Source organism: Streptomyces sp. NPDC028722 (assembly GCF_040637655.1).
Taxonomy (GTDB): Bacteria; Actinomycetota; Actinomycetes; order Streptomycetales; family Streptomycetaceae; genus Streptomyces.
Map to the genome: position 1 here is coordinate 39,940 of NZ_JBEZWU010000030.1, position 13,817 is coordinate 53,756.

The 13,817-nt window shown below is 73.0% G+C and carries 12 protein-coding genes; 3 read left to right on the top strand and 9 right to left on the bottom strand.

The genetic code is table 11. From position 1 onward, the window contains the following. Window positions 1-74: 74 nt before the first annotated feature. The 6 genes from hflX to miaA all read right to left on the bottom strand — a co-directional run bounded on the left by hflX (window position 75) and on the right by miaA (window position 8,436). Window positions 75-1,565, bottom strand: coding sequence for a GTPase HflX (gene hflX / locus AB0F03_RS32150; protein ID WP_361998453.1), 1,491 nt, complete (start codon window positions 1,563-1,565; stop codon window positions 75-77). Window positions 1,566-1,724: 159 nt separating this feature from the next. Then, on the bottom strand, window positions 1,725-3,221 hold the full coding sequence (locus AB0F03_RS32155; RefSeq protein ID WP_361998456.1) for a M1 family metallopeptidase: 1,497 nt from the start codon (window positions 3,219-3,221) through the stop codon (window positions 1,725-1,727). Window positions 3,222-3,306: 85 nt separating this feature from the next. Further along, window positions 3,307-5,517, bottom strand: a complete 2,211-nt coding sequence (locus tag AB0F03_RS32160; RefSeq protein ID WP_361998459.1) for an HD domain-containing protein — start codon at window positions 5,515-5,517, stop codon at window positions 3,307-3,309. Between the two features lie 284 nt (window positions 5,518-5,801). After that, a complete protein-coding gene (gene dapF, locus AB0F03_RS32165; RefSeq protein WP_361998461.1) occupies window positions 5,802-6,671 on the bottom strand; it encodes a diaminopimelate epimerase in 870 nt (289 codons plus the stop codon). Between the two features lie 80 nt (window positions 6,672-6,751). Continuing rightward, window positions 6,752-7,225 carry a hypothetical protein gene (locus tag AB0F03_RS32170; protein WP_361998569.1) on the bottom strand — a complete coding sequence of 158 codons (474 nt, stop codon included), beginning with the start codon at window positions 7,223-7,225 and terminating at the stop codon, window positions 6,752-6,754. Between the two features lie 272 nt (window positions 7,226-7,497). Beyond that, window positions 7,498-8,436, bottom strand: coding sequence for a tRNA (adenosine(37)-N6)-dimethylallyltransferase MiaA (gene miaA / locus AB0F03_RS32175; RefSeq protein ID WP_361998464.1), 939 nt, complete (start codon window positions 8,434-8,436; stop codon window positions 7,498-7,500). 189 nt (window positions 8,437-8,625) lie between these two features. On the opposite strand from miaA, the gene AB0F03_RS32180 reads away from it, so the two are divergent. After that, window positions 8,626-8,958, top strand: coding sequence for a hypothetical protein (locus AB0F03_RS32180; RefSeq protein ID WP_361998465.1), 333 nt, complete (start codon window positions 8,626-8,628; stop codon window positions 8,956-8,958). Between the two features lie 23 nt (window positions 8,959-8,981). Further along, window positions 8,982-9,266, top strand: a complete 285-nt coding sequence (locus AB0F03_RS32185; protein WP_361998468.1) for an antitoxin — start codon at window positions 8,982-8,984, stop codon at window positions 9,264-9,266. Between the two features lie 126 nt (window positions 9,267-9,392). Here the strand turns inward: AB0F03_RS32185 and AB0F03_RS32190 are convergent, their stop codons facing one another. The 3 genes from AB0F03_RS32190 to miaB form a co-directional block, all read right to left on the bottom strand. Further along, entirely contained in the window at window positions 9,393-10,112 is a 720-nt protein-coding gene (locus AB0F03_RS32190) for a class III extradiol dioxygenase subunit B-like domain-containing protein (RefSeq protein WP_361998471.1), read from the bottom strand. Window positions 10,113-10,302: 190 nt separating this feature from the next. Further along, on the bottom strand, window positions 10,303-10,590 hold the full coding sequence (locus tag AB0F03_RS32195) for a hypothetical protein (protein WP_361998474.1): 288 nt from the start codon (window positions 10,588-10,590) through the stop codon (window positions 10,303-10,305). Window positions 10,591-10,798: 208 nt separating this feature from the next. Beyond that, entirely contained in the window at window positions 10,799-12,325 is a 1,527-nt protein-coding gene (gene miaB, locus AB0F03_RS32200; protein ID WP_361998477.1) for a tRNA (N6-isopentenyl adenosine(37)-C2)-methylthiotransferase MiaB, read from the bottom strand. Between the two features lie 260 nt (window positions 12,326-12,585). Between miaB and AB0F03_RS32205 the strand changes: the two genes are divergently transcribed. Continuing rightward, on the top strand, window positions 12,586-13,617 hold the full coding sequence (locus AB0F03_RS32205) for a LacI family DNA-binding transcriptional regulator (RefSeq protein ID WP_361998480.1): 1,032 nt from the start codon (window positions 12,586-12,588) through the stop codon (window positions 13,615-13,617). The last annotated feature ends 200 nt before the right edge of the window (window positions 13,618-13,817 follow it).

Here is a 13,817-nt window from a genome sequence, read left to right on the forward strand (position 1 = left end):
CCGCGTCGTCACGGCAGGGCGAAGGCCCGCCACCCCCGAGGGGGTGGCGGGCCTTCGTCGCTCGGTGCCGTGGGTCAGGCCGTGGCGACCGTGGCGTACGGTGCCAGGTCCGACGCCAGTTCCTCGTGCACGCGGGCCTTGAGCAGGGTGCCCTCCGCGGTGTGCTCCTCGGAGATCACCTCGCCCTCGGTGTGGGCGCGGGCGACCAGGTTGCCGTGCGTGTAGGGCACGAGCGCGTCAACCTCGACCGAGGGGTGGGGCAGCTCGTCGTCGATCAGGGCGAGCAGCTTGTCGATGCCCTGTCCGGTGCGGGCCGACACGGCGATCGAGTGCTTCTCGACCCGCAGCAGGCGCTGGAGGACCAGCGGATCCGCCGCGTCCGCCTTGTTGATCACGACGATCTCGGGCACGCCGGTGGCGCCGACGTCCCGGATCACCTCGCGCACGGCGGCGAGCTGCTCCTCCGGGGTCGGGTGCGAGCCGTCCACCACGTGCAGGATCAGGTCGGAGTCACCGACCTCCTCCATGGTGGAGCGGAACGCCTCGACCAGGTGGTGCGGCAGGTGACGGACGAAGCCGACGGTGTCCGCCAGGGTGTACAGCCGGCCGCTCGGGGTCTCCGCCCGGCGGACGGTCGGGTCCAGGGTCGCGAACAGGGCGTTCTCGACCAGGACACCGGCGCCCGTGAGGCGGTTGAGCAGGGAGGACTTCCCGGCGTTGGTGTAGCCCGCGATCGCCACGGACGGCACCTTGTTGCGCCGGCGCTCCTGCCGCTTGACCTCGCGGCCGGTCTTCATGTCCGCGATCTCCCGGCGCATCTTCGCCATCTTCTCGCGGATCCGCCGCCGGTCGGTCTCGATCTTGGTCTCACCGGGGCCACGCGTGGCGAGACCGCCGCGGCCGCCACCCATCTGCCGGGACAGCGACTGACCCCAGCCGCGCAGCCGCGGCAGCATGTACTGCATCTGCGCGAGCGCGACCTGCGCCTTGCCCTCGCGGGACTTGGCGTGCTGGGCGAAGATGTCCAGGATCAGGGCCGTACGGTCGATGACCTTGACCTTGACGACGTCCTCCAGCTGGATCAGCTGGCCGGGGCTCAGCTCACCGTCGCAGATGACGGTGTCCGCGCCCGTCTCGAGGACGATATCGCGCAGCTCCAGGGCCTTGCCGGAGCCGATGTAGGTGGCCGCGTCGGGCTTGTCGCGGCGCTGGATGACGCCGTCGAGCACGAGCGCACCCGCGGTCTCGGCGAGGGCGGCCAGCTCCGCGAGGGAGTTGTCGGCGTCCTGCACGGTGCCGGTGGTCCACACGCCGACGAGTACGACCCGCTCCAGACGGAGCTGGCGGTACTCGACCTCGGTGACGTCCTCCAGCTCGGTGGACAGGCCCGCCACACGGCGCAGGGCCGCACGCTCGGAACGGTCGAACTGGTCGCCGTCCCGCTCGCCGTCGATCTCGGAGCTCCAGGCGACGTCCTCTTCCATCAGGGCATCGGCCCGAAGACCCTCGGGGTAGGCGTGCGCGAGGCGCTTGGTGTCCTGGGAAGAGGAAGAAGAGGAGGTCATTTGATCCTTACGTCGATGAGAGTGCCGTTACGGCGTTCGTACGGCGGTCGAGTCGACCGCTCGTGGTGTACAACGCGCGGGTACCCCGGGAGATTCCCGTGTCCCCGGTGCGCGTCGACGCGTAGATGGTCGCACGGTACGGCACGTCTCGTCACCGGCTTATCGCGTCGCGCGCGGCTCGGACGGCGAGGCCTTGGCCGTCGGCTTCCAGTCGGGATGGCCGGGCATCGGCGGGGTCTTCCCGCCGTACAGCCAGGCATCGAGGAAGCCCCGCAGGTCGCGGCCGGCGACGGCCGAGGCCAGCCGGACGAAGTCGGCGGTGGTGGCGGTGGTGTCCCGGTGTTCCTGGACCCAGAGCCGCTCCAGCCGCTCGAAGGCCGGCCGGCCGATCTCCTGCCGCAGCGCGTAGAGCGCGAGTGCGGCGCCGTCGTAGATGCCGGGCCGGAAGATGCCGATCTTCTGGCCGGGGGCGGGCGGCTTCGGCCGGGCGGGCGGGCCGCCCGCCTCGCGCCAGCGGTCGGCGGCGCCGTAGGCGGCCTTCATCCGGGCCTCCATGGGCCGGTGTGCCTTCTCCTCGGCGTACAGCTCCTCGTACCAGGTGGCGTGCCCCTCGTTCAGCCACACGTCGGACCAGGTGCGCGGGGTGACGCTGTCCCCGAACCACTGGTGGGACAGCTCGTGCACCATGACCGACTGGATGTACCACTTGGGGTAGGCGGGCTCGGTGAACAGGTTCTTCTCGAACAGCGACAGGGTCTGTGTCTCCAGTTCGAAGCCCGTGGCGGCCTGTGCCATGAGCACGCCGTAGGTCTCGAACGGGTACCGGCCGACCTTGCTCTCCATCCAGGCGATCTGGTCGGGCGTCCTGGCGAGCCACGGTTCGAGGGCCTTGCGGTCGGCGGCGGGCACGACGTCCCGCAGGGGCAGCCCGTGCGGCCCCGTGCGGTGCACCACGGCGGAGCGGCCGATGGACACCTGGGCCAGCTCGGTGGCCATGGGGTGCTGGGTGCGGTAGGTCCAGGTGGTGATGCGGTGGGCCCGGTGCGCGCCGGCGGGCAGGCCGTTGGCTACGGCGGTGTAGCCGTTGGGGGCGGTGATGCGGAAGGTGAACATCGCCTTGTCGGACGGGTGGTCGTTGCCCGGGAAGACCAGGTGGGCGGCGTTGGCCTGGTTCGCCATGGCCAGACCGTCCACGGTGCGCACCCAGCCGCCGTCCTGGCCCTTGGCGGGGACGGGATCACTGGTGTGCCGCACGGTGATCCGGGTCCAGCTGTCCTCGGTCAGGGGGGTCCGCGGCGTCACGACCAGGTCCTCGCCGGCAGTGGTGAAGCTCGCGGGTCGTCCGTCGACCTCGACCGACCGCACGGTGCCGTGCGCGAAGTCGAGGTTGACGCGGTCCAGGTCGGCGGTGGTCCAGGCGTCGATGGTGGTGACGGCCTGGAGCGGCTTGTCGTTGGTGCCCGGGTAGGTGAGGGAGATGTCGTACGACGCCACGTCGTAGCCCGGGTTGCCCAGGTACGGGTAGAGGCGGTCGCCGATGCCCAGCGGCTCGGGCGGGGCCGCGGCGGCGACGAGGCAGAAGGAGACGGCGCAGGCGAGCAGGGCCGCCTTGCGGTGCCGGGAGATCCGGGGCCGGTGGCGCGGGGTGAGCAGCATGGACCACCGCTACCAGGGCGTGCCCGCGCCACGGCGGCGACGCGCGCCCGGCCCACCCGAACGGGTCGGCCGCCGGGCGCCGTCCTCAGGAGCCCGGTGCCTGGTGCCGGGCACGGCTCACGTCGTACACGCCGGGTACGTCCCGCATGGCGCGCATCAGCGCGGGGAGGCGGGCGGCGTCGGGCAGCTCGAGGGTGTAGGTGTGGCGCACCCGCTGCTGGCTGGGGGGTTCGACGGTGGCGGAGACGATCTCGGCGCCCTCCAGGGCGATGGCCTCGGTGAGGTCGGCGAGCAGATGCGGCCGGCCGAACGACTCGGCGACCAGCGTCACCCGGCATTCGGTGGTGTCCCCCCAGCGCACACCGATCTCCGCGCGCCCCCGGCTCTTCATGTCCGCCACCGCGGCGCACTCCCCCCGGTGCACGGTCACCACTCCCCCGCGGACCGTGAATCCGGTGATCTCGTCCGGCGGTACGGGCGTACAGCAGCCGGCGAGCCGGACGGCGGCTCCGGGCCGGTCCACGAGGACGTCGGCGCGCCAGGGGCGCGCGGCGGGGGCGCCGTCCGCGGGGCGGGCGCTGGGGGCGGCCTCGGCGGTTCCGGCGCGGGTGGCGCCGTCGGCGGGCCCGGTGCTGCCGCCGTCCGCGGCCTCGCCGTCGGTGCCGCCGCCGGGGTGCGCGGTGAGCCAGCGCTGGATGGCGATGCGGGCGGCCGCGGTGTGGGCGTGCTCCAGCCACTCGCGGGAGGGCTCGGAGGCCGGGTCCTGGCCCATGAGGAGCTGGACCGTGTCACCGTCGCCCAGGACCGTGCTGAGCGTGGCCAGGCGGCCGTTGACCCGGGCGCCGATGCAGGCGTGCGCGTCCTCGCCGTACTGCGCGTACGCGGCGTCGACGCAGGTGGCGCCCTCGGGCAGACCCAGGGTGCCGCCGTCGGGGCGGAACACGGTGATCTCCCGGTCCTGGGCGAGGTCCTCGCGCAGGGTGGACCAGAACGTGTCCGGGTCGGGGGCGGCCCGCTGCCAGTCGAGCAGCCGGGACAGCCAGCCCGGGCGGGTGGGGTCGGCGCGCTCGCCGTCGGCGGGGGCGTCGGCCGCGGGGGTGTCGGTGCCCGGGGTCTCGGTCGCGGAGGCGTAGGGGTTGCCGAGCGCGACGACACCGGCCTCGGCGACCTTGTGCATCTGGTGGGTGCGGATGAGGACCTCGACGACCTGGCCGTCCGGCCGGGCGACCGCGGTGTGCAGCGACTGGTACAGGTTGAACTTCGGTACGGCGATGAAGTCCTTGAACTCCGAGACGACCGGCGTCATGCAGGTGTGCAGCTCGCCGAGGACGCCGTAGCAGTCGGCGTCCTCGTTCACCAGCACCAGCAGCCGGCCGAAGTCGGTGCCGCGCAGCTGTCCGCGTCTGCGGGCGCGGCGGTGGACGGAGACGAAGTGCCGGGGCCGGATCAGGACTTCGGCCGGGATGCCGGCCTCCCGCAGCACACCGCGGGCCTCGTCGGCGACCTCGGCGAGGGGATCCACGGAGCGGGCGGCGTTCTCGGCGATGAGTTTCCGCGTGTGCCGGTACTCCTCGGGGTGGAGGATGGCGAAGACCAGGTCCTCCAGTTCGGTCTTCAGGGCCTGCACACCGAGGCGTTCGGCGAGCGGGATGAGGACGTCACGGGTGACCTTGGCGATCCGCGCCTGCTTCTCGGGGCGCATCACACCGAGGGTGCGCATGTTGTGCAGGCGGTCGGCGAGTTTGATCGACATCACGCGCACGTCGTTGCCGGTGGCGACGAGCATCTTGCGGAAGGTCTCCGGCTCGGCGGCGGCTCCGTAGTCGACCTTCTCCAGTTTCGTGACGCCGTCGACCAGATAACGCACCTCCTCACCGAACTGTTCCCGCACCTGCTCGAGCGTCACCTCGGTGTCCTCGACGGTGTCGTGCAGCAGGGAGGCCGTCAACGTGGTGGTCTCCGCGCCCAGTTCGGCGAGGATGAGGGTCACGGCGAGCGGGTGGGTGATGTACGGCTCACCGCTCTTGCGCATCTGGCCGCGGTGGGAGGACTCGGCGAGGACGTAGGCGCGGCGCAGGGGTTCGAGGTCCGCGTCCGGGTGGTGGGCGCGGTGGGCCTCCACGACATGGCCGATGGCGTCGGGCAGCCTGTCGCGGGCCGCGGGACCGAGCAGCGCGGCCCGGCCGAGCCGGCGCAGGTCGATCCGGGGCCGGGACTTCCTGCGGCCCGCCGTGGCTGTGAGCGCCGTGGGCGCTGCCGGGCCAGGGGTCGCAGGGTTCGTGGCCTCCGCACTCATGGGCACCTCCGGCTCTCTTACCGGCGGACGGGGCCCCCAGGGCGTACGCGGCTCAGGGATGGCGACGTTCCCCCGTCCGTGCCGGTGCTTGATGCTACCGAGCCCACCGCGTGCGGCCGACCGCCTCTCGCCGAGCGTGAAACGGATCACCCATTCGAGCGAGGGGAACGAGGTTTAAGGGTTTGCGCCACATGCGCGGCGCTCGGCCGCGGTTTCGAACGGCCCGGCCGCCGACAGGCGGTGATCCCGGGCGTGCGACGCGTCCTCCTCCTTGTTCCCCCAGGTCAGCGAGCGGCGATTTCCAGCCAGTCGCCGTCGATCTCGCCCGCGGCGACGATCACGGCGGGGCCGGTCATCTCGATCTCGCCGTCGGGCCGCTCGGTGATGACCAGGCGACCGCCGGGCACGTCGACGGTGTACGTCGCCGGGGTGCCGGTGACGGCCGGATCGGCGCCGTCCCGCCGGGCGGCGGCCACGGCGACGGCACACGCGCCCGTGCCGCACGAGCGGGTCTCGCCGGAGCCGCGCTCGTGCACGCGCATCGCCACGTGCCGGGGGCCGCGGTCGACGACGAACTCGACGTTCACCCCGTCCGGGTAGGCGTCCGCCGGGCCGACCGGCGGCGGGGCCAGCAGGTGGCCGGCGTGTGCGAGGTCGGCAACGAAGGCGACGGCGTGCGGGTTGCCCATGTTCACGTTGCGGGCGGGCCAGCTGCGCTCGCCGACGGTCACCGTGACGTCTCCCTCGGGGAGGCGGGCGCGGCCCATGCCGACGGTGACGTCACCGTCCTTCGCGATGTGGACGGACTTGACGCCCCCGCGCGTGGCGATCACGAGGTCTCCTGCGGCCACATGTCCCGCGTGCTGGAGGTAGCGCGCGAACACACGCACGCCGTTGCCGCACATCTCGGCGACCGAGCCGTCGCCGTTGCGGTAGTCCATGAACCACTCGGCCTCGGCGGCCATCGCCCTGGCCTCCGGGTGCGCCGCGGACCGCACGACGTGCAGCACGCCGTCGCCGCCGATACCGGCCCGGCGGTCACACAGGGCGGCGACGGTGGCCGGGGGCAGCTCGATGGCGTTCTCGGGGTCCGGCACGATCACGAAGTCGTTCTCGGTGCCGTGCCCCTTGAGGAAGGCGATCCGTGTGCTCATCCCTCGATCGTACGGGAGCGGGATGCGGCGGGGCCGGTGGAGCCGGGGCCCCTCGCGGGGCGTTCCGCGGGAGGGACGTCTCAGCGGAGTCTTGCCACGCGCCATACGGCGAGGACGACCACCAGGGCCACCAGCAGGAGGTAGCCGAGCACGACCCGCCAGTCGGGGCGGCGGCCGGAGCCGCGCGGGGGCAGGCCGGGCCAGGTGTAGCCCACCCGGCGGGCGGCCATCATGCCCCAGCCCGCCGCGCACGAGCAGATCAGCAGGCCGAGCATGGCGATGACCGCGCCGCTGTCGCCGAAGTCGAAGGCGAGCGGGAAGGCGAACATCAGGGAGCCGACGGCGGACAGCCCCACGATGGGGGCGAGCTGCCAGATGCGCAGCCGGCGCTGCGGGCGCAGCTCGACCTCGACCTCCGGTCCGACCGGGTACATCTCCTCGGGGTCGGGTCCGTCGGCGGTGACGCCGCCCACCGTCTCGTCGGGCCCGTCGTCGGCCAGCCGGTCCACGGCCGGTCCGTCCACGACCAGTCCGTCCACGACCAGAGCGTCCATGGCCAATCCGTCCACTGTCAGGTCGTCCACAGACAGATCGTCCGCCGACAGATCGTGCGCAGACAGGTCGTCTCTGGCCAGACCGTCATCGGCCTGACCCGGCTCGTCACTGTCCGTAGTGACGTGCTCGGCACTTCGTGCGGTGTCGCGAGGGCCGGCCTCCATCGCCACGCGCCCTCCCAACTAGGCTCCACTTGGTCGATCGAAGCTCGATGATGGCACGGCGCCACAGGCCGGGATGACCGGCGGCGCATCCCGATGCCATGACGTGATCAGGCTGTGACCGGTCGCTCCACCAACGCCAGGGCCTGCTGCGGAAGTTCCCCGCGGTCCGCGAGGGCCCCACTCAACCAGTGCACCCGGGGATCGCGCCGGAACCATGAATCCTGACGGCGCGCGAAGCGTTTGGTCGCACGGACGGTCTCGGCCCGCGCTTCCGCTTCGGTGCACTCCCCGGCGAGCGCGGCCAGCACCTGCTGGTAGCCGAGCGCGCGGGACGCCGTGCGCCCCTCGCGCAGGCCGCGCGCCTCCAGTGCGCGCACCTCGTCCACGAGGCCCGCCTCCCACATCCGGTCGACGCGCCGCGCGATGCGGTCGTCGAGCTCCGGACGCGCCACGTCGACCCCGATCTGGACGGTGTCGTACACGGAGTCGTGGCGGGGCAGGTTGGCCGTGAAGGGCCGCCCGGTGATCTCGATCACTTCCAGGGCCCGGACGATACGGCGGCCGTTGCCGGGCAGGATCGCGCGGGCGGCGTCGGGATCGGCGGCGGCCAGCCGCGCGTGCAGCGCACCCGGGCCGCGCAGCGTCAGCTCCTCCTCCAGACGGGCCCGGACCTCGGGGTCGGTGCCCGGGAACTCCAGGTTGTCGACGGCTCCGCGGACGTACAGGCCGGAGCCGCCGACCAGGACCGGCCAGCGGCCCTCGGCGAGCAGGGCGTCGATCCGCGCGCGGGCCAGCTTCTGGTACTCGGCGACCGACGCGGCGACCGTCACGTCCCAGATGTCCAGCAGATGGTGCGGGACGCCGCCGCGCTCCTGCGGCGTCAGCTTGGCGGTACCGATGTCCATCCCCCGGTACAGCTGCATGGAGTCGGCGTTGACGACCTCACCGCCGAGGCGCTGGGCCAGGAAGACACCCAGATCGGATTTTCCGGCCGCGGTCGGTCCGACGACGGCGATGACGCGGGGGGCGGGGGATGCACTGCTCACCGCACCAGTCTCGCAAACCTCACGGCATGATCCCGAACGAGTTACGTGACGGCGGCCATGGCGGGTCGTTGCCCGTTGCGAGGTGCCTCCTGCGGGACTGCCGAAGGCGGTGACCCGGGCGGCACGACCTTATGCACCGGGTGACGCGGGAATTCGCCCGCGCGAGTACCGTATGGAGTGGAAATGGGCATGTTCGCACGACTCCTCGGCAGGTCGAAGGCGACGCGGGAGGCGTCGGCCGTCGAGACGCGGACCGACGGGGAGCCGGCCGGGACCGCGGCGGAGGCAGCGCCGGAGGCGGAGCCGGCCGAGGCGAAGGGGGCCGGGCAGACGAAGGCGCATGGCCCGGCCGTGGACGGGAACGAGGACGGGGCCGCGCGGGCGGACGCGGGTATGAATGCCGGTGCGGACGACGGTGCGGACGACGGTGCGGACGACGCGTCCGAGGGTGCCGGGATCCCTCGGCAGCAGTCCGCCGACGAGGCCGCCGACAGCGAGGCCGGCGACGGCGCCCGCAGGTGACGTGGTGCGAGGGAAGGTGGATCATGGGTCTGATGGACAACGTGAAGGCCAAGCTGGGACCGGCGAGGGACAAGGTGTCGGACCTGGCGCGGCAGCACGGGGACAAGGTCCAGGACGGGATCGACAAGGCCGCGAAGGCCGTCGACGAGCGGACCAAGGGTAAGTACAGCGACAAGATCCAGGCCGGTACGGGCAAGGCCAAGGGTGCGGTGGACCGCCTCGCCCACAAGGACGGCCCCGAGACCCCGGGTTCGGCCACCCAGCCGATGCCGCCCACCCGACCGGAGGGCCCGCCACCGGTTTCCTGACCGCCTCACGCACTGAGGGCGCCCCGGTCACGGCGGGGTGTCCTCGGTCCCGTGCCGGCGCACGGCCGTGGAGAGAATCTCTCCCCGGCCGTCCGCCGTCGTCGTAGGGCGGCTGGGGCGCGGAGGTCAGGACCAGGTCGCAACCAGGTACCCCACGCCGTACGGGGCGTCCTCGTACAGCAGGGCGCCGGAGAGGCCGGCGTCCTCGGCCGCGGCCGCAAGGACCTGCCAGGGGGCGCGGCCGGACGCCTTCAGTTCCCGGGCCAGCCCGGGGTCGAGGGCCCGCAGGGCCGCGAGGTCCGCCGCTCCCAGCGCCCGTGCCACCTCGGCGTCGAAGGGTGCCGCCCGCTCGTCCAGGTATCCCGGCGCCTTGAGCGTGCGGCAGGCGCTGGCGTCTCCCATCACCAGCAACACCACGCGCGCGGCCCGGGACCCGAGTTCCCTGCCGGCCTCGGCACACCGCTCGGGCGCCAGCGACGCGTCGATGCCGAGTCCCTCGATCGGTGCGTCGGCCCAGCCGGTCCGCTCCAGCAGCCAGGCGGCGACGGCCAGCGAGGTCGGCAGCCTACGCGCGGAGACGACGGCGTCCGGGGCGGCGGAGCCCAGGCGTACGTCCAGGCCGACCCCGAACCCGCGGAAGGACGCCCAGGCGCCCTGCGGGTAAGGCCCGACCCCGTCCTGCCCGGCAGGGCCGACGACCACCAGAAGGTCGGGGCGGGCGGCGGCGAGCACACCGAGCGCGTCCGCGCAGGCCGCGCGTGCGGTGTCCAGTTCGGGTGCGGCACCCGCGGCGACCTCGGGCACGAGCAGCGGCGGGCAGGGGCAGACGGCGGCGGCGACAAGCATGATCGGCAGAGTAACGCCGCCACCCCCCGAACCGGCACTCCAGCGGGACGCGCGGCGCGGGGTACGACCCCGGGCGGGCGCGCGTACGACTCCAGCCCGGACGCGGGCCGACCCCGACCCTGACGCGGGCGCGACTCCGAGCGGACACGAGGACGAGAGCCTCGGCGGCCCGCGGGCGGGTCGGTTCAGGTCAGCACTGCGTGTGGTCCGGGTCGTCTGTCCACGCCGAGAGGTCCGCGGCGCCCCGGCGGACGGCTTCCTCCGGGTCCCGGGCGAGTTCCCGGCAGGCCGCCGCGAGGCCGGGTACACCGTCCGGGCCCGCGAGGGCGTCCCGCACCCCGGTCCGGAGCCAGTCGGCCTGGTTGTCGTCCGCCCCGGCGGCCGCGAGGGCGATGAGTTTCACGGCGGCCGGCGTCCCCGCCCGGGCCAGGGCCTCCGCCGTCTGCCGGGTGACCGCGGTGTCCTCGGCAGCCAGCAACAGCCCCGCCGGCGCTTCCGCGACCTCGGGAACATCGGCAAAAAAAACGAGGCCGCGCCCGGCACGGACACGTCGCGTCCACGAAGGAGACGACGCCTCGGCCGAGGCCGCCTCCCACCCATCCTTCATCCCCGGCACCACCAGACGGTCTCATGCCCCCGCGAAGAAGGGGACGACCCGTGGCCGTCCCCTTCAGGTACCGCTCCGGTCAGTCGCAGCCGCAGCCCGTCGTCGCGGCCGGCAAGGGGGCCGGGATGCCGATCTTCGGGAGGCCGAGCATGACGCCCGCCGGCTTGGCGGGCTCCGCGGCGTTGCGCTTCGCCCAGGCGTCGCCCGCGCGGGTGCGGCGGACGGCGAGGGCGGAACCCTCGGCGAGGAGGTGGTGCGGGGCGGCGTACGTGATCTCGACGGTGACGACGTCGCCGGGGCGCACCTCCTGCTCCGGCTTGGTGAAGTGGACGAGGCGGTTGTCGGGGGCACGGCCGGAGAGGCGGTGCGTGGCACCGTCCTTGCGGCCCTCGCCCTCGGCGACCATCAGGTCCAGCGTGCGGCCGATCTGCTTCTTGTTCTCCTCCCAGGAGATCTCCTCCTGGAGCGCGACCAGCCGCTCGTAGCGCGCCTGGACGACCTCCTTGGGGATCTGGTTCTCCATGGTCGCGGCGGGGGTGCCGGGCCGCTTGGAGTACTGGAAGGTGAAGGCCTGCGCGAACCGGGCCTCGCGGACGACGTGCAGCGTGTCCTCGAAGTCCTCCTCGGTCTCCCCGGGGAAGCCCACGATGATGTCGGTGGTGATCGCGGCGTGCGGGATCGCGGCCCGTACCTTCTCGATGATGCCCAGGTAGCGGTCCTGGCGGTACGAGCGGCGCATCGCCTTCAGCACCGTGTCCGAGCCGGACTGCAACGGCATGTGCAGCTGCGGCATCACGTTCGGCGTCTCGGCCATCGCGGCGATCACGTCGTCGGTGAAGTCGCGGGGGTGCGGGGAGGTGAAGCGGACGCGCTCCAGTCCCTCGATGTTGCCGCAGGCGCGCAGCAGCTTGCTGAAGGCCTCGCGGTCGCCGATGTCGGAGCCGTAGGCGTTGACGTTCTGGCCGAGCAGCGTGATCTCGGAGACACCCTCGGCGACCAGCGCCTCGACCTCGGCGAGGATGTCGCCGGGCCGCCGGTCCTTCTCCTTGCCGCGCAGCGCCGGCACGATGCAGAAGGTGCAGGTGTTGTTGCAGCCGACGGAGATCGACACCCAGGCCGCGTACGCGCTCTCGCGGCGGGTGGGCAGCGTGGACGGGAACGCCTCCAGCGACTCGGCGATCTCGACCTGCGCCTCTTCCTGGACGCGGGCGCGCTCCAGCAGGACGGGCAGCTTGCCGATGTTGTGCGTGCCGAAGACGACGTCCACCCAGGGCGCCTTCTTCACGATGGTGTCGCGGTCCTTCTGCGCGAGGCAGCCGCCGACCGCGATCTGCATACCGGGGCGGGAGACCTTCCTCGGGGCGAGCCGGCCGAGGTTGCCGTAGAGCCGGTTGTCGGCGTTCTCGCGGACCGCGCAGGTGTTGAAGACGACGACGTCCGCGTCCCCGTCCGACCCTTCGGGCGCCCGTACGTACCCGGCCTCTTCGAGCAGTCCGGACAACCGCTCCGAGTCGTGGACGTTCATCTGGCACCCATAGGTGCGGATCTCGTAGCTCTTGGGTGCGTGAACGTCCACTGCGGGGCTCCGGTCGCTGCTGCTGGTCATGCCTCAAGGGTAGGTGGTCGCCGAGGGCGCCGAGCCGCGGTGGTCCGGGGCCCGATGGCCCGGCGGTGCCGGTGACCGGGGCCGTGCGACGCGGCGGTACCGGTGATCAGGGGCCCGGCGGGGCCGCGGAGCCGGTGAGGGATGCGGGGCCGGTGAGGGCGTCGCGGCCGGTGGAGGGCGGCGCGGCCGGAGAGGCCGAACATGCTGTGGGCCGGCTGTCGCGGGGCCCGTAAGATCGGTGATCTCGGGGGGAGGTGGTCATGGGCAGGCGACGCCCGGGCACGCCGACGCTGGAGGAGGTGGCCGCCCGTGCCGGAGTGGGCCGGGGCACGGTCTCCCGCGTCGTCAACAACGCGGCGGGGGTGAAGGACTCGACGCGCACGGCCGTGCAGCGGGCCATCGCTGAACTGGGGTACGTGCCCAATCTCGCGGCCCGGTCCCTGGCCGGGCGCGGGGCGGACGCCGTCGCCCTCGTCATGACGGAGCCGGACTGGCGGCTGTTCGCCGAGCCGTTCTTCTCCGAGATCGTCCGCTCGCTCGGTGACGCCCTGGCCGACACCGGGATGCAGCTGCTGCTGACCCTGGTGCGCTCGGACGCCGAGCGACAGCGCTTCCTGGAGTACGCCCGTGGCGGCCGGGTCGACGGGGTGCTGCTGATGTCCGTGCACGCCGGCGATCCGCTGCCCGACATGCTCGCCGAGGCCCGGCTGCCGACGGTCCTGCTGGGCCGCCGCTCGGGCGACGAGCACGTCAGCCACGTCGACGCGGACAACGTCGGCGGGGCCCGCAGCGCGGTCTCCCACCTGCTGGATTCGGGCCGGCGGACGATCGCCACGATCACGGGGCCGCCCGACATGTACGTCGCCCAGTGCCGGCTGCGCGGCTACCGCGAGGCCCTGGCGCAGGCCGGCCTGGCCACCGAGCGGTCCTTGATCGCCGAGGGCGACTTCACCGAGGAGAGCGGCCGTCGCGCCATGGCCCGGCTGATCGAGCGGCACCCGGAGATCGACGGTGTCCTTGCCGCGTCGGACACCACGGCCGCGGGCGCCCTTCAGGCGCTGCGCGCGGCGGGGCGGCGGGTGCCGCAGGACGTCGCCGTCATCGGCTTCGACGACTTCCCGCTGGCGGAGCGGACCGAGCCGCGGCTGACCACGGTGCGGCAGCCGGTGGCGGAGATCGGGCGGGCCATGGTCCGGCTCCTGCTGGAGGAGATGGCGGAGACGGAGGAGTCGTCCGTGGCCTGGCGGCACGTCGTCCTCCGTACGGAACTGGTGCTGCGCGACTCGGCCTGAGGCCCGGCGTCCCGCGCGGAGCGATACCCCGGCCGTTCGTTCGGGAGCGCTCCCAGGATTCCGCATGCCGATAGGGCCCGGCTGCCACCTGGCCTTTCGAAACCGCTTCGACACTCCCCCCGCGCACAGTCTTGTCAGGGTCATGAACTCTCCCTACAGTCCCTGCCGAACGGAGGAATGGGAGCGCTCCCATCACTGTA